Raw genomic sequence first — 19,295 nt, forward strand, 5'->3', positions numbered from 1 at the left:
AGCGAAGGCGGCCTAGCTGCCCGGCCATGGTCTCCTCACGCGCGCGGGCGCGGGGAGGACGGCTCATCCGGCTCGCCTCCGCGGCCGTGGTACCGCCCCGGCGCGGGGAACACGCGGCCGCGTGACGCGGGACATCACCCACTGGCGTTGTATTATGCAACTAGCCAGTGAGAGGACCAGCCGTGCCCAGCCGAGACCAGTCGGTCACCACCATCCAGCGGGAGCTGACCGCGTTCGCCCGCCGTGCGCGGGCCGCCGCCGCGCGGATGCACCCGGAGCTGTCGCTGGTCTCCTTCACGCTGCTGTCCCATCTGGAGGACCAGCAGGGGTGCCGCGCGACCGACCTCGCCGCGTACTACATGCTCGACAAGTCGACGATCAGCCGGCAGATCGCGGCCCTGGAGAAGCTGGGGTTCATCGAGCGCCGCAGCGACCCCGCCGACCACCGCATCCAGCTGCTGCACCTGACCGCCGCGGGCACCGAGAAGCTCGCCGAGGCGGCGGTGCTGCGCCGGCACGCCTTCCACGAACGCCTCGCGGACTGGGACGAGACCGACCTCGACCGGTTCGCCGCCTACCTCCTGCGCTACAACAGCACGGCGCCGGACGGCAGTTGACGCCCCCGGGCTAACGGGCGCCGCCGCCCGGGGTGACGAGCCCCGACTCGTACGCCAGCACCACCGCCTGCGCCCGGCTGGCCAGGTCCAGTTTGCTCATGGCCCGGTTCAGATGGGTCTTCACCGTCGCCTCGCTGATGAAGAGGTGGCCGGAGATCTCCTGGTTCGACAGCCCGCGCGCGGTGAGTGTGAGGACCTCGGTCTCCCGGGCGGTGAGCGCCGCCAGGTCCGCCGAGGGCCGCGGGGCCCGCTCGGCGGGCCGCGCGAAGGCCTCCACCAGGCGCCGGGTGACGGTCGGCGCGAAGAGCATGTCGCCGCCGCCGACCACCGCGACCGCGTTGAGCAGCCGCTCCGGTCCCGCGTCCTTGAGCAGGAACCCCGAGGCGCCGGCCCGCAGCGCGGAGTACACGTACTCGTCCAGGTCGAAGGTGGTGAGGATCAGGATGCGCGGCGCGGGGTCCTCGGCGTCCGCGAGGATCCGCTCCGTGGCGGTGATGCCGTTCGTCCCCGGCATCCGGATGTCCATCAGGATCACGTCCGGGCGCGTCCGCGCCGCCTGGGCGACCGCCTCCTCGCCGTCGCACGCCTCGCCGACGACGTCGATGCCCGCCGCCCGCAGCAGCGCGACCAGGCCGGCCCGTACGAGGAACTGGTCGTCGACCACGAGTGCCCTGGTCATGGAGTCGCGTCTTCCCCCTGTGTCGTACGGCCCCGGTCAGGCGGTCGGCCGGGCCGAGGTCGGCAGCAGCAGCCGGACCTCGAAGCCCCCCTCGCGCCCCGGGCCGGTGGTGATCGTGCCGCCGTAGAGCTTGGCCCGTTCCCGCATTCCGATCAACCCGTGTCCCGCGCCCGACCGGTTTCCGGCCGGACCCGCTTCCGTACCGTCGTTCACGACGGCGAGGGCGACATGGTTCCGCTCGTAGGAGACTTCCACGGTCGTGGCGGCGCCCGGCGCGTGTTTCAGGACGTTCGTCAGCGCTTCCTGCGCCACCCGGTACGCGCACAGGTCGACGCCGGGCGCGAGCGTCCGCTCCGGCCCCCGCACCCGCAGCTCGACGGGCAGACCACCGGCCCGCAGCCGCTCCACCATGTCCGGCAGCCGCGCGAGACCGGGCATCGGGGCCGACGGCTCGTCGTCGAGGTCCTCGGCGCGCAGCACGTGCAGCATGCGCCGCAGCTCCTCCAGCGCCTCCTGGCTGGTGGCCGAGATGGTGCCCAGCGCGCCCCGGGCGGTGGCCGGGTCGGAGGTGAAGACGAACCGCGCCAGGCCCGATTGGACCGAGATCACCGACATGTGGTGGGCGATGATGTCGTGCAACTCCCGCGCTATGCGGCCCCGTTCCTCCGCGACCTCGCGTCTGGCCCGGGCCTCCTGCTCCCGGGCGAGCTGTTCGGCGAGCCGGGATGAGCGGCGCGCGACCCGGCCGAACCGCCGGATCACGGCCGGTACGGCGATCGCCTGGACGGCGACGGAGGGAAGGGAGCCGCCGCCGACGCGGAACCCGGCGAACAGCCAGACGGCGCCGAGGAGCGCGGCGCAGCCCGCGGAGATCCGGGCGGGACGGGTGGCGGCCACCGTGTAACAGGCGATCATGCCGCCGTAGCTGCCCACGACGGGCCAGTTCCCCAGGGCGATGTAGAGCGTCCAGGTGGCGAGGACGAAGAGGCAGACCCCCACGGGTGCCTTGGAGCGGAAGGCGCACGCCATGTTGATGACGATGGCGAGCCCGTATCCGGCCAGGTCGAGCGGGGGCTGCCCCTGGCTGGAGGCCTCGCGTCCCAACAGCACGGCGACACAGGTCTGTGCCAGCGCGACGAGCACGTCGGCGGCACCGGGGCGGATCCGCATGACCGCAGCCTAGGCGCAGGTCAGAAGCGTGGCGTCAACCGTTCGCGGTGCAGCCCACTACCGCGGGAGTTGTACACGGACCCGCTCCCTCCGCGGGGGTCCACAAGTCGTTTGCCACCGGACTCCGGTGATGTTGGAGTGAGCGCATGGACAACGAAGCGGTACTGGCCCTGTTCGACCGGCAGATGCGGGAGAACCCCCCGGCCGACGGCCCGGGAGCCGAGGTGGAACGCGTGGGCCGGGTGGTGCGTCACGTGGGGCCGGATCCCGCCTGGAACGGGATCCTCTGGTCCGGTCTCGACGAGGAGTGCGCGGAGCGCGAGATCGCCGCGCAGGTGGAGCACTTCGCCTCGCTGGGCCGCGAGTTCGAGTGGAAGCTGTACGCCCATGACACCCCGGGCGACCTCGGTGAACGCCTCCTCGCCGCCGGGTTCACGGCCGAGCCCGCCGAGGCCCTGATGGTGGCCGAGGCCGCGGACCAGCTGCACGACGTGGCCCTGCCCGAGGGGGTGGAGCTGGTGCCGGTGACCGACGCGGCCGGGGTCGCGATGATGAGCGCGGTGCACGAGCAGGCGTTCGGAGGGGACGCCTCCAGGCTCGCCCGGCGCCTGGAACTCCAGCTCGCCGAGGCCCCCGAAACGCTGGTCGCGGTGGTGGCGGTGGCGGACGGGGTGCCGGTGTGCGCGGCCCGGATGGAGCTGGTCCCGGGGACGGAGTTCGCGGGGCTGTGGGGTGGCGGCACCGCCGAGGCGTGGCGCGGCAGGGGCATCTACCGGGCGCTGGTCGCCCACCGCGCCCGCGTCGCCGTCGAGCGCGGCTACCGCTTCCTCCAGGTCGACGCCTCCGACCGGAGCGAGCCGATCCTGCGCCGGCTGGGCTTCGCCCGGCTGAGCACCACCACCCCGTACGTCCGCCGGCCGTAGGGCGCGCCCTCTCGCCGGGGGCCCGGCCGCCGAGCACACTGGTGGCCATGGCCGTGAAACGCAGCGCGGGGCTCCTTCTGTACCGGACCGGACCGGGCGGCGTCGAAGTGCTGATCGGGCACATGGGCGGCCCGTTCTGGGCCGGCCGGGACGAGGCCGCCTGGTCGATTCCCAAGGGCGAGTACGACCCCGAGGAGCTGCCGCAGGCGGCGGCCCGGCGCGAGTTCGCGGAGGAGCTGGGCCTGCCCGCCCCCGAGGGCACTCCGGTGCCGCTCGGGGAGGCGCGGCAGGGAGGCGGCAAGGTGGTGACGGTGTGGGCGGTCGAGGGCGACCTGGACGTGGCGGGCGCCGTGCCCGGGACCTTCACCATGGAGTGGCCCCGGGGCTCGGGCGTCCAGCGGGAGTTCCCCGAGATGGACCGGTTCGCCTGGCTCGCGCCCGAGGAGGCGTCCGCCCGGCTGGTGGCGGGACAGCGGGTCTTCCTCGACCGGCTGGCCGCGCACCTGGACGGGGCCGGGCGGACCTGACGGGGTCAGGCGGCGCGCGGAGCGCGGCCCCGGTGGTCCGCGATGATCTGCGCGTAGTGGCGTCCGCTGCCCTTGACGGTGCGCTGCTGCGTCGCGTAGTCGACGTGCACCAGGCCGAACCGCTTGTCGTAGCCGTACGCCCACTCGAAGTTGTCCAGGAGCGACCAGGCGTAGTACCCGGCGAGCGGGGCGCCCCTGCGGGCGGCGCGGGCGCACGCGGCCAGGTGCTCGCGCAGGTACCGCACGCGCTCGGGGTCGTGGACGGTGCCGTCGGGCAGGACGGCGTCGGGGAAGGCCGAGCCGTTCTCGGTGACGTGGAGGCGGCGGGCCCCGTAGTCGTCGGTCAGCCGCATCAGCAGGGCCTCGATGCCGCTCGCGTCGATCTCCCAGCCCATGCCGGTGCGCGGCAGCCGCGGGCGCGGGACCTGGCGGGCGAAGGGGTAGGGGCCGTGCGGGTCGTCGGCGACGCGCACCCCGAAGTAGTAGTTCAGGCCCAGCCAGTCGAGCGGCTCGGCGATGGCGTCGAGGTCGCCGGGGCGCTCGGGCAGGTCGACGCCGTACACCTCCCTCATGTCGGCGGGGAAGCCCCGGCCGTGCACCGGGTCCAGCCACCAGCGGTTGACGTGGCCGTCCATGCGGCGGGCCGCGGCGAGGTCGGCCTCGGAGGCGGAGTCGGGTTCGACGGTCGAGAGGTTGTTGACGATGCCGACCCGGGCGCCGGGGGCGGCGGCGCGCAGCGCCCGGGTGGCCAGGCCGTGGCCGAGCAGCAGGTGGTAGGAGGCGTGGACGGCGGCCTTGATGTCGGTCAGGCCCGGCGCCATGCGCCCTTCGAGGTGGCCGATCCAGGCCGAGCACAGCGGCTCGTTGAGGGTGGACCACAGCGGGACGCGGTCGCCGAGCTCACGGGCCGCGACGGACGCGTACGCGGCGAAGTGCTCGGCGGTCTCCCGGGCGGGCCAGCCGCCCCGGTCCTGGAGGGCCTGGGGCAGGTCCCAGTGGTAGAGCGTGGCGTTGGGGGTGATCCCGGCCTCCAGGAGGGCGTCGACCAGGCGGGAGTAGAAGTCCAGCCCCGCCCGGTTGACCGGTCCGTCGCCGCCGGGGAGGATGCGCGGCCAGGCGAGCGAGAAGCGGTACGAGGTGACGCCGAGCTCCTTCATCAGCGCGATGTCCTCCCGCCACCGGTGGTAGTGGTCGCAGGCGGTGTCGCCGTGGTCGCCGCCGTCGGTCTTCCCGGGGGTGTGGGAGAAGGTGTCCCAGATCGAGGGGCCCCGGCCGTCCTCGGCGACCGCCCCCTCGATCTGGTACGCGGAGGTGGCCACGCCCCAGGCGAAGTCCTCCGGGAGGGCGGCGAGGTCGATGGGCTCGGTCACGAAAGGCCTTTCGGGGAGGTGGGGTCGGCGGTTCGTCACTTCACGGCCCCGGCGGTGAGCCCGGCCACGAGATAGCGCTGGAGCAGCAGGAACCCGGCGACCACCGGCACGCTGACGACCAGCGAGGCGGCCATGACCTGGTTCCAGTACACGTCGTTCTGGGTGGCGTAGCCCTGGAGGCCCACGGCGAGGGTCCGGGTGGTGTCGTTCGTCATCACGGAGGCGAACAGGACCTCGCCCCACGCCGTCATGAACGCGTACACCGCGACCGCCACGATGCCGGGGACCGCCGCCGGGACCACCACCCGCAGCAGCGCGCCCAGCGGCCCGCAGCCGTCGACCATCGCCGCCTCGTCGAGGTCGCGCGGGACCGAGTCGAGGTAGCCGATGAGCATCCAGATGGAGAACGGCAGCGAGAAGGTGAGGTAGGTGAGGATCAGTCCGCCGCGTGAGCCGTAGAGGGCGACGCCGGTGGTGTTGCCGACGTTGACGAAGATCAGGAACAGCGGCAGCAGGAAGAGGATGCCGGGGAACATCTGGGTGGACAGCACGGTCACGGTGAACACCCGCTTGCCGCGGAAGCGGTAGCGGCTCACCGCGTACGCCGCGAGGATCGCGACGGCGACGGACAGGACGGTCGCCGCGCCCGCCACGATCAGCGAGTTCACGAAGTACTTCGCCAGCGGGACGGTCTTCCAGATGTCGAGGTAGGGGCGGACGGTGAGCCCGCTGGGCAGCCAGCGGAAGCGTCCCGACACGTCCTTCAGCGGCTTGAGGGAGCTGCTGGCCATCACGTAGACGGGGAGCAGCACGAAGCCGGTGAGCAGGGTGAGGAAGACCCGGCGGGCCAGGACGAAGGAGCGGGGCGGGGCGGTGGGGCTATGGCTGGCCATCGGCGGTCTTCCTTCCCCGGGAGGTCAGCAGCAGGTAGAGGCCCGTCACCACGAGCAGGAAGAGCAGCAGCAGGACCGACATGGCGGCGCCGGTGCCGAAGTTCCAGGTGACGAACGAGGACTGGTAGATGTGGATGGAGATGAGGTCGGCCGCCTTCGGCGCCGAGCGGCCGAACAGCACGTACGGCGTGTTGAAGTCGTTGAACGTCCACAGGAACAGCACCAGGACGAGGACCTGGTTGACCGGGCGCAGCGACGGCAGGGTGATCCGGCGGATCCGCTGCCACGTCCCGGCGCCGTCGATGGCGGCGGCCTCGTACAGCTCCCGCGGGATGTTCTGGAGTCCGGCGGTGACGATGAGGAAGGCGAACGGCCAGCCCTTCCAGACCGAGACGGTCAGCAGGGCGACGAAGCTGTTGTCGCCGATCAGCCAGAAGGAGCGCTCGCCGCCGAGCCCGAGCTGGTCGTACAGGACGTGGTTGACCAGCCCGTTGTCGCGCTGGAACATGAACGCCCAGGTGATGACGGCCGCGTAGACCGGCAGCGCGTACGGGACGAGGAAGAGCGCGCGCAGCAGGCCCCGGCCGCGGAAGCCGTCCTGCGTGAAGACGGCGGCGGCCGTGCCTAGCAGCCAGCACAGCGCCACCGAGGCCACCGTGAACAGGCAGGTGGTGACGAAGGAGTCGAGCAGGTCGCGGCCGACGGGCGCGGAGAAGTCGACGGAGATCCGGTAGTTGTCGAATCCGGTCCAGGGCGCCGTGGACCAGTCGCGGATGTAGAACTGGGTGAGCGTCTTGAAGCTCATCACCGCGCCGATGACCATCGGCACCAGATGGACGAGGAGTTCGAGGGCGAGGGCCGGGAGCAGCAGCAGATACGGCAGGCTCGCCCGGCGGACGCGGCCGGGGGCGCGGGAGCCGCGGCGGCCCCGGGAGGGCGCCGGCCGTTCGCCGCGCTCCGGCCGCGCCCGCGCGTCGACGGCGAGAGGCGCGGGGGTGGGGCTGGGCGGGGTCACGGGGGCGCTCACTTCGGCATCTGCTGCTGGGCCTTGGCCAGGGCCGCCTTCACGGACTCGGTGGTGACGGCGCGGCCGGCCGCCGCGTCGGCCCACAGGCCCTTGACGGCGGTGCCCACGGCCGTCTCGAACTGGGACTCCTCGGGGACCTGCGGCAGCGGGGCGGCGCTCTTGAGCAGGGTGTCCTTGAGGACCGAGGTGTCGGGGGCGCCGAAGGCGGGGTCCTGCTGGGCAGCCTTGACCGGCGGGATCGAGCCGTACGTCTTGTTGAGGATCCTCTGTTCCTCGTCGCTGGTCATGAACTTCACGAACTTCAGGGCGCCGTCGCGGTTGCGGGTGTTCTTGAAGACCGAGATGTTGATGCCCGCGACCATCGAGTTGATGTTCCTGGCGCTGTCCGGCGTCCCGGCCGGGACCGGCACCGGCGCCACGCCCCAGTCCTCGGGCTTCATGCCCTGGGCGGCGAAGGTGGAGGCGGCGGCCTGCCACAGCACCATGGCGGTCCTGCCGGTGGAGAAGTCGCGCAGCGACTGGTTCTGGGCGTACTCCGCGTTGCCCGGCGCGACGATCCTGTCCTTGGCCATGAAGTCGACGTACTGCTTGACCGCGGCGACCGCGCCGTCCGAGGTGAAGGTGGGCCTGCCGGCCGCGTCGAAGAAGTCGGCGCCGTGCTGCTTGCCCAGGACGAACACCTGGTGGATGTTGTTGGCGAGGTTGGCGCCCTCGGCGCCCAGGCCCCAGGTGCCGTCCTTGGAGAGCCGCTTGCCGTCCGCGACGAGTTCGTCCCAGGTCGCGGGCGGCTTGGCTATCCCTGCGTCGGCGAACATCTTCTTGTTGTAGTAGAGCGCGTACGACAGCGAGTACAGCGGGACGGCCGCCGGGTCCTTGCCGGGGGCCCCGGCCGCGGCGACCGCGGAGTCCGCGAACCGGGCCCGGCCTCCGATCGCGTCGAACGCGGCCCGGTCCCACGGCAGGAGGGCGCCGGTGGCCTGGAGGGAGGCGGACCAGGTGTTGCCGATGTTGAGCACATCGGGGCCCTGGCCGGAGGTGGTGGCGGCGAGGATGCGGTTGAGCAGGTCGGACCAGGGGACGACCTCCAGCTTGACCTCGATCCCGCTCTGCTGCTCGAACTTCTTCAGCTCGGCGGTCAGGAGCTTCTTGTCGGCCTCGATGTTCGGGCCCTGGTTGGACGCCCAGTACGTCAGGGACTTCGGGGAGTCGTTGCCGCCCCCTCCCGTGGCGGAACCGCCACCGCAGCCACTCGCGGTGGCGGCGAGAGCGGTGACGGTCGCGAAGGCAGCCGCGGCTCGGAGTCTGCGCATGACGGGATCGCCCCTTTCCGGGGTTCCAGAGGTGTCCGGGTTCAGGTCCTGAACGGACTCACGCCTTAATTTAGGACGTGAGTTAAGACCCGAGAGAAGGTCGCGTCAAGGCCCCGCGCGACGGTATGTTGCACGCAGGGAGGGAGCCATATGGCCATGCCGAACAGACGAACCGTTCGTGACCTGCGGCGCGACAACCGGACCGCGGTATTGCAACGGTTGTATTTCGACGGCCCCACGAGCCGTCAAGCACTCGGCCCCGCCACCGGGTTGAGTTCAGGCTCCATCAGCAACGTGGTCACCGAGCTCGCCGCCGAGGGTCTCCTGGAGGACGCGGGCGTCGTCGACTCCGACGGCGGCCGCCCGCGCACCCTGCTCCGCGTCACCCCCGACAGCGGCCACCTCATCGGCGTCGACGTCGGCGAGACCCGGGTCCGGGTCGAGCTCTTCGACCTGGTGATGAGCGAACTGGCGCGCGCGGAGCTGACCTTGGCGCCGGGCGGGTACGACGTGGACCACATCGTCGGGCTCATCCGCGACGGGGTGGCCGCCGTGCTGCGGGAAGCGGCCCTCGCGCCCGAGCGGCTGCTCGGCATCGGCGTCGGGGTCCCGGGCATCGTCGACCGCAGCGGCGCCGAAGGAGCGGTGGTGCACGGGCAGACCGTCGGCTGGGACGCGGTCCCGCTGGAGGCGTTGCTGCGTACCGCGCTCGCGGACGAACTCCCGGCCGGTTTCCGGCTCTTCGTGGAGAACGGCGCCAAGACGCTCGGCCAGGCCGAGATGTGGTTCGGCGGCGGACGCGGCGCGAGGGACGCGGTGATCGTGCTCTTCGGCTCGGGCGTGGGCGCGTGCATCGTCTCCGACGGGCAGATCTACGGGGGCGCGCACAGCAGCGCCGCCGAGTGGGGCCACACCACCGTCCACGTCCGGGGAAGGCGCTGCCGGTGCGGGGCTCCGGGGTGCCTGGAGGCGTACGCGGGCGCGGAGGCGCTGGTCGCCCGCTGGCGCGAGGCGGGCGCCGCCCTGCCGGACGGCATCGAGGAGGAGGCCGCGGTGTCGGCGCTGGTGGCGGCGGCCTACCCGGAAGGCGCCGGGACGGACGCGGGCCCCGGCGGGAACCCGGCGGACGGCGCCCGCCGCTCCCCCGACCCCGTGGCGCGGGCGGTCCTGGACGAGACCGCCGAGTACCTCGGCGCCGGGCTCTCCGACCTCATCAACCTCTACAACCCCGAGCGCATCCTCGTGGGCGGCTGGGCGGGCCTCCAGCTCGGCCCGTACATTCTGGAGTCGGTGCGCGCGCACGCCACCGCGTACGCCCTGCGCCACCCCGCCGAGCGCGTCACCATCGAGCTGGGGCGGCTCGGCCCGGACGCGGTCACCGTGGGGGCCGCCACCCTGCCCCTGGCCGACTTCTTCGCGCGCGGCGGCCACCGCGCGCCGGGCGAGGAGGCGCCGGCCCTCTCCCCGCAGCCCGGCTGGCGGGCCTCCGTCGAGGAGCGTGCCGTACGCTGACCGCCGCATCGGTCGGGGGCCCTCGGAGACCGGCTTCGCACAGCCGCTCAGGCGGACTCCCGCACCACCAGCTCCGGTGCGAAGACGACGGAGGTCACCGGGCCCCCGGGGGTCTCGATGTGCTCCTGGAGCAGCCTGGCCATCTCCGCCGCCATGTCCTCCACCGGCTGGCGCACGGTGGTGAGGCCGAGCCGCCCGGAGGTCGCCGCCGCGCTGTCGTCGAAGCCGACCACGGCCACGTCGTGCGGGATCCTCCTGCCGTGCTCCCCCAGCACCTGGCAGGCGCCCCGCGCCATCACGTCGTTGCCCACGAACACCCCGTCCAGGTCCGGGTGTTCGGCCAGCAGCCGCGCCATCGCCTCCTCGCCGCTGCGCTGGGTGAACAGCCCCTCGACGATCGGTACGTACGGCTGGCCCCGCAGCGCCATCGCGTCCCGGAACCCGGTCAGCCGGTCCTGGCCCGCCGGCACGTCCAGCGGCCCCGTGATCGTGGCGACCCGCCGGCAGCCCCGGGCCAGCAGATGCTCGGCGGCCAGCCGGCCCCCGTCCACGTGGTCGAGGTCGACGTAGGTGAGCGGCACCGGCCGGGCCGGGCGGGCGAAGAGCACGGCGGGCAGCCCCGCGGCGGCGATCAGCGCGGGCAGCGGGTCCTCGCCGTGCGCCGACACGACCAGGGCGCCGTCGGCGCTGCCCTGGCGCAGATACCCCACGATCTGCTCCCGGTCGGCGGGCGTCTCGGCGAACATCAGCACCGGGTGCGTGGAGCGCGGCCGCAGGAAGCCGACGACCCCGGCGACCACCCGGCCGAAGAACGGGTCGGCGAAGACCCGGGCGGCGAACGCGTCCGGCCCGTCGTGCGCGTCGGCCCCGCCGTCCACACCCGACACCACCAGGGCGATCGTCCCGGCCCGCCGGGTGACGAGCGAGCGGGCGGCGCGGTTGGGCGCGTACCCGGTGGCGGCGACCGCCCTGCGCACGGCCTCCTGGATGCCGGGGTCGACGTTGCGGACGCCGTTGACGACACGGGACACCGTCGCCCGCGACACCCCGGCGACCCGCGCCACGTCCTCCAGGGTGGGCGCCCCGGTGTACTCCCGCAGATCTCCGCTCATGACGGAACTGTACGGGGAGAGCGCTCCACGGGCACGGGCGGAGAACCCGACGGACGATACGGCGAACGGACCTGGGGACGACCCGAGGGGCGACCCGAGGGGCGACCCCGGGACGAACCGATGGGCGATCCCGTGGACGGCCCGTGGCGGACCGATGGGTGGCCCCCGGACGGACCCCCGTGGGTGACCCCGCGGAAGGGCCCGTAGGCGAACTTGGGGCAACCCCGTGGGTGAACGCTCGGACGACCCCCGTGCCTGAACGCTCAGGCAACCCCGCGGGCAACCCCGTGAAAGCTCCCAACAACCGTTCTGCGTACAACTCTTGACGTGTCCGCGTCGCCGGAGAACCATCTGGGGGCAACCGGAGAGCGCTCTCCCGTATCCCCTTGTTCACCCCCACGACCTGGATCGAGGCTCGATGCACGCTCCCCCCGCCGGTTCGCCGGTGTCCCCCGGACCCTTCGCGCCGCCCCGCCGGCTCGCCGCCGCCGTGGCCGCCGCCCTGGTGGCGGCGCTGCTCCTGTTCGTCCCCGCGCCCCCCGCCCACGCCGACCCGCCGCCGCTCTCCCAGGGCCGGCCGGTTACCGCCTCCAGCCAGGAGAACGGCTCCACGCCGGCCGCCGCGGCCGTCGACGGGGACGCGGGAACACGCTGGTCGAGCGCGTTCTCCGATCCGCAGTGGATCCAGGTCGACCTCGGCGCCCCGGCCACGCTCGGCACGGTGGTCCTGAAGTGGGAGGCGGCGTACGCCAAGGCGTACCGCGTCGAGCTCTCCACCGACGGCACCACCTGGACCACGGCGTACTCCACGGCCAACGGCACCGGCGGCACCGAGACCCTGCCGGTCTCCGGCACCGCCCGCTACGTACGGGTGTACGGGACGGCCCGCGCCACCGGATACGGGTACTCCCTCTGGGAGTTCCAGGTGTTCGGCACCGGCGGGGGCACCCTGCCCGGCGGCGGGGACCTCGGGCCCAACGTGCTGGTCTTCGATCCCTCCACGCCCGACATCCAGGGGAAGCTCGACCAGGTGTTCCGTCAGCAGGAGTCGGCGCAGTTCGGCACCGGCCGCTACGCCCTTCTGTTCAAGCCCGGAACGTACAACGGCCTCAACGCCAACCTCGGCTTCTACACCTCGATCGCGGGTCTCGGGCGCAACCCCGACGACACGACCATCAACGGGGACGTGACCGTCGACGCCGGCTGGTTCAACGGAAACGCCACCCAGAACTTCTGGCGCTCCGCCGAGAACCTGGCGCTCAACCCCGTCAGCGGCACCGACCGCTGGGCGGTCGCCCAGGCGGCACCCTTCCGGCGGATGCACGTCAAGGGCGGCCTCAACCTGGCACCCAACGGCTACGGCTGGGCCAGCGGCGGCTACATCGCGGACAGCAGGATCGACGGCACGGTCGGGCCGTACTCCCAGCAGCAGTGGTACACCCGGGACAGCTCGGTGGGCGGCTGGACCAACGGGGTGTGGAACATGACCTTCTCCGGGGTCCGGGGCGCGCCCGCGCAGAGCTTCCCCAACCCGCCGTACACCACGCTCGACACCACTCCGGTCTCCCGCGAGAAGCCGTTCCTCTACCTCGACGGCAACGACTACAAGGTGTTCGTCCCGGCGAAGCGCACCGACGCGCGGGACGTCTCCTGGGCGTCGGGCAGCACACCGGGCAGTTCGCTCCCGCTCGACCGGTTCTACGTGGTGAAGCCCGGCGCGAGCGCGGCGACGATCAACCAGGCGCTCGCCCAGGGCCTCAACCTGCTCTTCACGCCCGGGATCTACCACGTCGACCGGCCCATCGAGGTCACCCGGCCCGACACGGTGGTCCTCGGTCTGGGGCTCGCCACGATCGTGCCGGACAACGGTGTCACCGCGCTGCGGGTCGCCGACGTCGACGGCGTGCGGCTGGCCGGGTTCCTCATCGACGCGGGTCCGGTCAACTCCCCGGTCCTGCTCCAGGTCGGGCCGCCCGGGGCGAGCGCGAACCACGCGGCCGACCCGACGACCGTGCAGGACGTGTTCGTGCGGATCGGCGGGGCCGGCGCGGGCCGGGCGACCTCCAGCATGGAGATCAACAGCAACCACACCATCGTGGACCACACCTGGCTGTGGCGCGCCGACCACGGCACCGGCGTCGGCTGGGACACCAACCGGGCCGACTACGGCCTGACGGTCAACGGCAACGACGTGCTGGCCACCGGCCTCTTCGTCGAGCACTTCAACAAGTACGACGTGCGGTGGAACGGCGAGCGCGGCCGGACGGTCTTCTTCCAGAACGAGAAGTCGTACGACGCGCCCAACCAGGCCGCCGTGCAGAACGGCGGCGTGCGCGGATTCGCCGCGTACAAGGTGGCCGATTCCGTCACCAGCCACGAGGGCTGGGGACTGGGCAGCTACTGCTACTACAACGTGGATCCGACGATCGTCCAGGACCACGGCTTCGAGGTGCCGGACCGGCCGGGCGTGCGGCTGCACGACCTGCTGGTGGTCTCCCTCGGCGGGCAGGGGCAGTACGCGCACGTCGTCAACAGCACCGGGGCGCCGACCTCGGGCACCTCGACGACGCCGTCGACGGTGGTCTCGTATCCCTGATGCCGCTGATGCCGCACGGGTATGAGGTGTGACGCGCGACTGCGCCGGTGGCCCCGGGGGGTCACCGGCGCAGTCGGCACGGGGTGAGCGGGTCAGTGCCGGGCCGGGCGCCGGCGGCGCGCGGCCCAGACGATCCCGCCGCCCGCGACGAGCACGGCGCCGCCCATGCCGGCGACGAGCGGGGTGGAGCTCGACGAGCCGGTCTCGGCGAGGTTGGGGCTCGGCTGCGGCGCGGGAGCCGCCGGCGCGGACGTGCTCGGCGCCGGTGCGGGCTTGCCCGGCTTGCTGGGCTCGGCCGACGGGGTCGGGAGCGGCTTCGACGGCTTGGACGGCTTGCCCGACGGGGTGGGTTTGGTCGGGGGCACCGTGTCGCAGACGGGAGACGTCTTGGTCTCGTCGCGCGAGTACTGGTCGCCGTCGCCCGCCTTCACGATGAGCCGGAGGGTGAGCTCCTTGTCGTGGGCGGGGAGCTTCAGGTTCTTGTGGAACGCGCCCTTGAACTCCTCGGTCGGGAGCAGGTCCTTGCCGTCCGAGGTCTTGATGGTCACCGTGTTGGTGGCCGAGCGGGAGTAGCTGGTCAGATCGACCGTCACGGCCGAGCAGGTCACCTTCCAGACGGGAGTGTGCGCCTGTGCGGGCAGCGCGCTCAGGCCGACGCCGAGGAGCCCCGCGGCGGCTGCCCCTATCAGCGCTCCACGACGACGCCCCGTTCCTCTGTTTACGGTCACAGAATCCTCCACTGTTCCGTACCGCCCGATTGGCGGTGCGCGCACAGTACCGCTCCCGTCCCACGGCCGAGCACCGGTCCCCCTCATCACTCCTCTCACCTGTCCGGTTCCCGACGGAGCCGCTGTCGCATTCGGCCGGGATAAGGGGGGCTTTCAGAAGCTCAAAGCGTCTCCATCGGGTCATATCCCGCCTTTTCCGAGGGAGTTGACTATATTTCAACGAATCCGGAAAAGACCCTCCGTTTCCACCCCGGCCGAGGCCACCAGGAAACCCCCCGGGGGAAGCCGTTCTTCCCTTTCCGTCATCCGTTGACCAGGTGAACCGTTTCCGGCCGGGGCGCTTCCCGCGCCCTCGCGTGACGCCTTGGCCCTCAGCACCGACGCGGCACGGCAACTCGCGACCGCCACCAAGACCGTGCCGCAGATGCGCGGCATCACCCCGCGCTATCTGCTGCGCGCGCTGCCCTGGGTGGACGTCGAGTCCGGGGTCTACCGCGTCAACCGCCGCCGCGCCTTCGTCCTGGGCGACGACCGGATCACCACCTGCGCGGACGACGACGGCGCCCACCGGGTCGTCCCCGGCGATCTGCGCGAGGTGACGTACTTACGCGACGCCGACGAGGCACTGCTGACCGAACTGGCCGGCGCGTTCACCGAGGTCTCCTTCGAGGCCGGTCAGGTCCTGGTGCGGAGCGGCGACCCGGCCGACCGGCTGTGGGTGATCGTGCGCGGCCGCGCCGAGAAGCGGATGACGGGCCGGTACGGGGAGGAGGCGCTGCTGGAGGTCATCGGCGACGGCCAGTTCTTCGACCTCGGCAGCTGGACCCGGTCGGAGCCGATGCCGTACCGCGTGCAGGCACTCACCCCCGGCGTGGCGCTGGTCGCGGAGCGCGGCGCGCTCGCGGCCCTGACCGACCGGGACGCGGGGGTCCGGTCCGCGCTGGACGACTACCGCGCCGGGAACCATCTCGTGCCGGGGGCCGAGGTGCCGGTGGACCTGTCCTCGGGCCATGTGGGCGAGCCCGATCTGCCGGGCACGTACGTCGACTACGAGGACGCGCCGCGCGAGTACCACATGACGCTCGCGCAGACCGTGCTGCGCGTCCACACCCGCGTCGCGGACCTCTACAACGGGCCCATCGACCAGACCCGGGCGCAGTCCAACCTCACCGTCCAGGCGCTGCGCGAGCGGCAGGAGGCGGCGCTGCTCAACCACCCGGAGTTCGGGCTCTTCCACAACGTCCCGGCGGGCCAGCGCGTCCAGTCCCGCACCGGCTCGCCCACTCCGGACGACCTCGACGAGCTGCTCGCCAAAGTGTGGAAGCAGCCGGGGTACTTCCTGGCGCACCCGCGGGCGATCGCCGCGTTCGGCCGTGAGTGCACCCGGCGGGGCGTGCCGCCGGTCACCGACACCCGGTTCGGCAGCCCGCTGCTCACCTGGCGCGGGGTGCCCCTGCTCCCCTCCGACAAGGTGCGCTTCCACGGCGGGACCGGTTCCGGGACGACCGAGATCCTGCTGATGCGGATGGGCGAGGCGGAGCAGGGCGTGGTCGGGCTGCGCCCCTCCCACGTCCAGGACGAGATCGAACCGGGGCTGGGCATGCGGAACATGGGCACCGACCAGAAGGGCATCACCTCGTATCTGATGACCGCCTACTTCAACACGGCCGTGCTGGTGGAGGACGCCATAGCCGTGCTCCGAAACGTCGAGGTGTCCAACTACCATGACTATTCCTGACCTCACCCGGCACCTGCCGGACGCGCCGGACCCGGGCCTGTCCGCGCTGCCCCGGCAGCCGCCCACCCCGCCCCGGCCGCGCGGTGCCTACGCCGCCGAGACCGCCCGCCAGGACTTCCCCATCCTGCACCGCACGGTCAACGGCCACCCCCTGGTCTGGCTGGACAACGGGGCGACGACGCAGAAGCCCCGCCAGGTCATCGAGGCGCTCGCCGCCTACTACGGCGCCGCCAACTCCAACATCCACCGCGGCGCCCACACCATGGCCCGCGAGGCCACCGAGGCGTACGAGGCGGGGCGGGCGGCGGTCGCCCGGTTCCTGGGGGCGCCGGACCCCGAGAGCATCGTGTTCGTGCGCGGCACCACGGAGGCGGTCAACCTGGTCGCGCAGAGCTGGGGCCGCGACAACCTCGGGCCCGGCGACGACATCCTCGTACCGGTCCTGGAACACCACTCCAACATCGTCCCCTGGCAGATGGTCGCGAAGGAGACACGGGCCCGGGTGGTGCCGGTCCCGCTGACGCCCGAGGGGGAGATCGACCGGTTCGCGTACGAGGACCTGCTCTCCTCGCGGACCCGGCTGGTCGCGCTCAGCCACGCCTCCAACGTCCTGGGGACCGTCCCGCCGGTGCGCGAGATGACCGCGCTCGCCCATCGGTACGACGCGAAAGTGCTGGTGGACGGGGCCCAGGCGGTGGCCCACTTCCCGGTCGACGTGACGGAGCTGGACGCGGACTTCTACGCCTTCTCCGGTCACAAGCTGTTCGCCCCGACCGGCATCGGCGCCCTCTACGCCAAACCGGAGGTACTGGCGGACATGCGGCCCTGGCAGGGCGGCGGCAACATGATCGACTCGGTGGACTTCGGCCTCACCACCTTCGCCCCCGTCCCGCACCGCATGGAGGCGGGCACCGGGAACATCGGCGGGGTGACGGGGCTGCTGGCCGCGCTGGACTGGCTCGGCTCCTTCGACCGCGACGCCGTCACGGCGTACGAGGAGGGGCTGATGGCCCACGCCCGGCAGGCCATGGCCACCGTGCCCGGTCTGGAACTGGTGGGCGCCGCGCCCGAGCGGATCGCGGTGCTGACGTTCACGCTGGCGGGCCACGATCCGGCGGACGTCGCCGAGTGGCTGGACCGTGACGGCATCGCGATCCGCGCGGGCCACCACTGTGCCCAGCCGGCGCTCGCCCACTACGGGCTGGAGTCGGCGGCCCGTGCCTCGCTGGCGCTCTACAACACGCCGGAGGAGGTGGACCAGCTGGTGGCGTCGCTGCACCGGCTCCAACAGGCGTCCGGCTGACGCCTTTCGGAGACGGGACCCGGTCGGGCGGCGGCCTGCTGCCCGGCCCTACCGGCCGACGCGCGACGGCGGGCGACGGGCGACGAGCGACGAGCGACGGACGGCAGGCGACAGGCGGCCGACGTCAACGCCTGTCGTCCGTCACGCCTTTGATGCCGTCGCCCCGCACCCGCACCGCCCGCCACGGCGGCCGGTGCTGCGGCGGCACGGTCGGCAGCGGTGGCGCCGGTGCGCCCAGCGTGTCGAGGCGGCGCCGCAGCAGCTGGTTCTCCACGTACAGGTCGGCCAGGACACGGACCTTGGAGCGCACCGCCCACGGCTCCACCGGCTTCACCAGGAAGTCCGCGACCCCGAGGTGGTAGGCGCGGGCCGCGAGGTCGTCGTCCCGGCCGATACCGGTGACCAGGATGACCGGCAGGCTCCGGGTGTGGTCCAGGCGTTTGAGGTACTCGACGACTTCGAGGCCGTCCATCCGCGGCATCAGCACATCGAGCAGGATCACCGCTATGCCGCCGCGCAGCACGGTCTTCAGTGCCTCGTCCCCGCTGCGGGCGCACACTATCGGGCGACCCACGGGACGCAGCACACTCTCCATGGCGAAGAGGTTGTCCTCACGGTCGTCCACCACGAGGATCTTCCACGAACTGTCCACGTCCCAACCACACTCCCCTGCAGCCGGACCTTCACAGTAGTGCGCGCCGGGGCCGGGCGCAGGAGGCCCCCGGTACCTGCCAACGGCATCTGCGCCCGGGCCCGGGGGCCCCGGGACGGGGGCCGCGGACGTCTACGGGCGTCCGCCAGCGCAAACGGAATCCACGCCCGTGCCCCCGCGCGTACGGGAGTTCACCGCGGGCGAAAAAGTCGACCGGTTGTGGCTCCTTCGTCCGGCGGACGCGCGTCGCCGCCCCGGCGGATCGGCGGCCGGTGGCCGGGTCCCCTAGCGTGGAGCCATGGACACGACGCGCGGGACGACGGGGCCGGGTGGGGCGAGGGCGGCGGCGGTGGGACCGGACGATCCGGCGTTCCCCGCGTACCGGGCACCGCGCAGCCGCAGTCTCGACGCGCTGGACGCCCAGGTGATCCGCTGCCGGGCCTGTCCCCGGCTGGTCGCCTGGCGCGAGGAGGTCGCCGCGACCCGGCGGGCGGCGTTCCGGGAGTGGGAGTACTGGGGGCGGCCGGTGCCCGGCTTCGGCCCGCCCGACGCGGCGATCGCCGTCGTGGGGCTCGCCCCGGCCGCGCACGGCGGCAACCGGACCGGCCGGATGTTCACGGGCGACGCCTCCGGCGACTACCTCTTCGCCGCGCTGCACGAGGTGGGCCTGGCCTCCCGGGCCGAGGCCACCCACGCCGGGGACGGCCTCGAACTGCGCGGTGTACGGCTGGCCGCGCCCGTGCACTGCGCGCCGCCGGACAACAAGCCGACGCCCCAGGAGCGCGACAACTGCCGCCCCTGGCTGGCGGCCGAACTGGAGTTGCTGGGACCGGGGCTGCGTACGGTCGTGGTGCTCGGCGCGTTCGGCTGGCAGGCGCTGCTGCCGGTGCTGGACGCGGCGGGCTGGCAAGTGCCCCGCCCCCGGCCCCGGTTCGGCCACGGCGTCCAGGTGGTGCTGGAGGCCGCCGAGGAGGGGCGGCCGCCGCTGCGGCTGCTCGGCTGCTACCACCCGAGCCAACGCAACACCTCCACCGGACGGCTCACCCTCCCCATGCTGGTCGACGTGTTCCGCGAGGCGGCGCGCCTGTCGGGCCTTTGAGAACGGTGCGCCGGACAACGGGCCCGTACGGTCTCGTAC

General features: G+C 72.8%; 17 protein-coding genes. 8 read left to right on the forward strand and 9 right to left on the reverse strand.

What is annotated here, in order from left to right:
• Positions 1-182: 182 nt before the first annotated feature.
• Positions 183-617, forward strand: coding sequence for a MarR family winged helix-turn-helix transcriptional regulator (locus AC069K_RS06410; RefSeq protein ID WP_478612650.1), 435 nt, complete (start codon positions 183-185; stop codon positions 615-617).
• A 10-nt stretch (positions 618-627) separates the two neighbouring features.
• Here AC069K_RS06410 and AC069K_RS06415 read toward each other — a convergent pair whose 3' ends face one another.
• The gene (locus AC069K_RS06415) at positions 628-1,296 is read right to left on the reverse strand and encodes a response regulator (RefSeq protein ID WP_478612653.1); all 669 of its coding nucleotides are present in this window, start codon (positions 1,294-1,296) and stop codon (positions 628-630) included.
• Positions 1,297-1,332: 36 nt separating this feature from the next.
• On the reverse strand, positions 1,333-2,466 hold the full coding sequence (locus AC069K_RS06420) for a sensor histidine kinase (RefSeq protein ID WP_478612656.1): 1,134 nt from the start codon (positions 2,464-2,466) through the stop codon (positions 1,333-1,335).
• A gap of 146 nt (positions 2,467-2,612) precedes the next feature.
• On the opposite strand from AC069K_RS06420, the gene AC069K_RS06425 reads away from it, so the two are divergent.
• Both AC069K_RS06425 and AC069K_RS06430 read left to right on the forward strand, forming a co-directional pair.
• Positions 2,613-3,389 carry a GNAT family N-acetyltransferase gene (locus AC069K_RS06425; protein ID WP_365101303.1) on the forward strand — a complete coding sequence of 259 codons (777 nt, stop codon included), beginning with the start codon at positions 2,613-2,615 and terminating at the stop codon, positions 3,387-3,389.
• A gap of 47 nt (positions 3,390-3,436) precedes the next feature.
• Positions 3,437-3,916: an NUDIX hydrolase gene (locus AC069K_RS06430; RefSeq protein WP_478612659.1), complete on the forward strand. Its 480-nt coding sequence runs from the start codon at positions 3,437-3,439 to the stop codon at positions 3,914-3,916.
• Between the two features lie 5 nt (positions 3,917-3,921).
• Here the strand turns inward: AC069K_RS06430 and AC069K_RS06435 are convergent, their stop codons facing one another.
• The 4 genes from AC069K_RS06435 to AC069K_RS06450 are packed head-to-tail and all read right to left on the reverse strand — an operon-like array spanning position 3,922 to position 8,516.
• On the reverse strand, positions 3,922-5,286 hold the full coding sequence (locus tag AC069K_RS06435) for a GH1 family beta-glucosidase (protein ID WP_365101306.1): 1,365 nt from the start codon (positions 5,284-5,286) through the stop codon (positions 3,922-3,924).
• Between the two features lie 35 nt (positions 5,287-5,321).
• On the reverse strand, positions 5,322-6,179 hold the full coding sequence (locus tag AC069K_RS06440) for a carbohydrate ABC transporter permease (RefSeq protein WP_478612663.1): 858 nt from the start codon (positions 6,177-6,179) through the stop codon (positions 5,322-5,324).
• A complete protein-coding gene (locus tag AC069K_RS06445) occupies positions 6,166-7,194 on the reverse strand; it encodes a carbohydrate ABC transporter permease (protein WP_478612666.1) in 1,029 nt (342 codons plus the stop codon). Before AC069K_RS06445 ends, AC069K_RS06440 begins: the two co-directional genes overlap by 14 nt.
• An 8-nt stretch (positions 7,195-7,202) precedes the next feature.
• Positions 7,203-8,516 carry an ABC transporter substrate-binding protein gene (locus AC069K_RS06450; RefSeq protein ID WP_365101311.1) on the reverse strand — a complete coding sequence of 438 codons (1,314 nt, stop codon included), beginning with the start codon at positions 8,514-8,516 and terminating at the stop codon, positions 7,203-7,205.
• Between the two features lie 150 nt (positions 8,517-8,666).
• Between AC069K_RS06450 and AC069K_RS06455 the strand changes: the two genes are divergently transcribed.
• On the forward strand, positions 8,667-10,028 hold the full coding sequence (locus tag AC069K_RS06455) for an ROK family transcriptional regulator (protein ID WP_478612669.1): 1,362 nt from the start codon (positions 8,667-8,669) through the stop codon (positions 10,026-10,028).
• A gap of 47 nt (positions 10,029-10,075) precedes the next feature.
• Here AC069K_RS06455 and AC069K_RS06460 read toward each other — a convergent pair whose 3' ends face one another.
• Positions 10,076-11,140: a LacI family DNA-binding transcriptional regulator gene (locus AC069K_RS06460; protein WP_478612672.1), complete on the reverse strand. Its 1,065-nt coding sequence runs from the start codon at positions 11,138-11,140 to the stop codon at positions 10,076-10,078.
• A gap of 418 nt (positions 11,141-11,558) precedes the next feature.
• On the opposite strand from AC069K_RS06460, the gene AC069K_RS06465 reads away from it, so the two are divergent.
• Entirely contained in the window at positions 11,559-13,736 is a 2,178-nt protein-coding gene (locus AC069K_RS06465) for a discoidin domain-containing protein (protein WP_478612675.1), read from the forward strand.
• A gap of 92 nt (positions 13,737-13,828) precedes the next feature.
• Here AC069K_RS06465 and AC069K_RS06470 read toward each other — a convergent pair whose 3' ends face one another.
• Entirely contained in the window at positions 13,829-14,464 is a 636-nt protein-coding gene (locus AC069K_RS06470; RefSeq protein ID WP_365101318.1) for an LAETG motif-containing sortase-dependent surface protein, read from the reverse strand.
• 424 nt (positions 14,465-14,888) lie between these two features.
• Between AC069K_RS06470 and AC069K_RS06475 the strand changes: the two genes are divergently transcribed.
• The gene (locus AC069K_RS06475) at positions 14,889-16,202 is read left to right on the forward strand and encodes a family 2B encapsulin nanocompartment shell protein (RefSeq protein ID WP_478613309.1); all 1,314 of its coding nucleotides are present in this window, start codon (positions 14,889-14,891) and stop codon (positions 16,200-16,202) included.
• Positions 16,189-17,505 carry a SufS family cysteine desulfurase gene (locus tag AC069K_RS06480; RefSeq protein WP_478612679.1) on the forward strand — a complete coding sequence of 439 codons (1,317 nt, stop codon included), beginning with the start codon at positions 16,189-16,191 and terminating at the stop codon, positions 17,503-17,505. Before AC069K_RS06475 ends, AC069K_RS06480 begins: the two co-directional genes overlap by 14 nt.
• Before the next feature lie 124 nt (positions 17,506-17,629).
• Here AC069K_RS06480 and AC069K_RS06485 read toward each other — a convergent pair whose 3' ends face one another.
• Positions 17,630-18,157 carry a response regulator gene (locus AC069K_RS06485; RefSeq protein WP_365101322.1) on the reverse strand — a complete coding sequence of 176 codons (528 nt, stop codon included), beginning with the start codon at positions 18,155-18,157 and terminating at the stop codon, positions 17,630-17,632.
• A 298-nt stretch (positions 18,158-18,455) separates the two neighbouring features.
• On the opposite strand from AC069K_RS06485, the gene AC069K_RS06490 reads away from it, so the two are divergent.
• Positions 18,456-19,256 carry a uracil-DNA glycosylase gene (locus tag AC069K_RS06490; RefSeq protein ID WP_365101324.1) on the forward strand — a complete coding sequence of 267 codons (801 nt, stop codon included), beginning with the start codon at positions 18,456-18,458 and terminating at the stop codon, positions 19,254-19,256.
• Positions 19,257-19,295 lie beyond the last annotated feature (39 nt).

The sequence above is a fragment of the Streptomyces sp. NPDC043908 genome, from assembly GCF_056435525.1.

Bases quoted from the DNA above. Each gene is read 5' to 3' on its own strand.
- AC069K_RS06440 (WP_478612663.1), bottom strand. From the start codon at position 6,179: ATGGCCAGCCATAGCCCCACCGCCCCGCCCCGCTCCTTCGTCCTGGCC.
- AC069K_RS06430 (WP_478612659.1), top strand. From the start codon at position 3,437: ATGGCCGTGAAACGCAGCGCGGGGCTCCTTCTGTACCGGACCGGACCG.
- AC069K_RS06425 (WP_365101303.1), top strand. From the start codon at position 2,613: ATGGACAACGAAGCGGTACTGGCCCTGTTCGACCGGCAGATGCGGGAG.
- AC069K_RS06490 (WP_365101324.1), top strand. From the start codon at position 18,456: ATGGACACGACGCGCGGGACGACGGGGCCGGGTGGGGCGAGGGCGGCG.
- AC069K_RS06480 (WP_478612679.1), top strand. From the start codon at position 16,189: ATGACTATTCCTGACCTCACCCGGCACCTGCCGGACGCGCCGGACCCG.
- AC069K_RS06450 (WP_365101311.1), bottom strand. From the start codon at position 8,516: ATGCGCAGACTCCGAGCCGCGGCTGCCTTCGCGACCGTCACCGCTCTC.
- AC069K_RS06460 (WP_478612672.1), bottom strand. From the start codon at position 11,140: ATGAGCGGAGATCTGCGGGAGTACACCGGGGCGCCCACCCTGGAGGAC.
- AC069K_RS06420 (WP_478612656.1), bottom strand. From the start codon at position 2,466: ATGCGGATCCGCCCCGGTGCCGCCGACGTGCTCGTCGCGCTGGCACAG.
- AC069K_RS06465 (WP_478612675.1), top strand. From the start codon at position 11,559: ATGCACGCTCCCCCCGCCGGTTCGCCGGTGTCCCCCGGACCCTTCGCG.
- AC069K_RS06455 (WP_478612669.1), top strand. From the start codon at position 8,667: ATGGCCATGCCGAACAGACGAACCGTTCGTGACCTGCGGCGCGACAAC.
- AC069K_RS06475 (WP_478613309.1), top strand. From the start codon at position 14,889: ATGCGCGGCATCACCCCGCGCTATCTGCTGCGCGCGCTGCCCTGGGTG.
- AC069K_RS06415 (WP_478612653.1), bottom strand. From the start codon at position 1,296: ATGACCAGGGCACTCGTGGTCGACGACCAGTTCCTCGTACGGGCCGGC.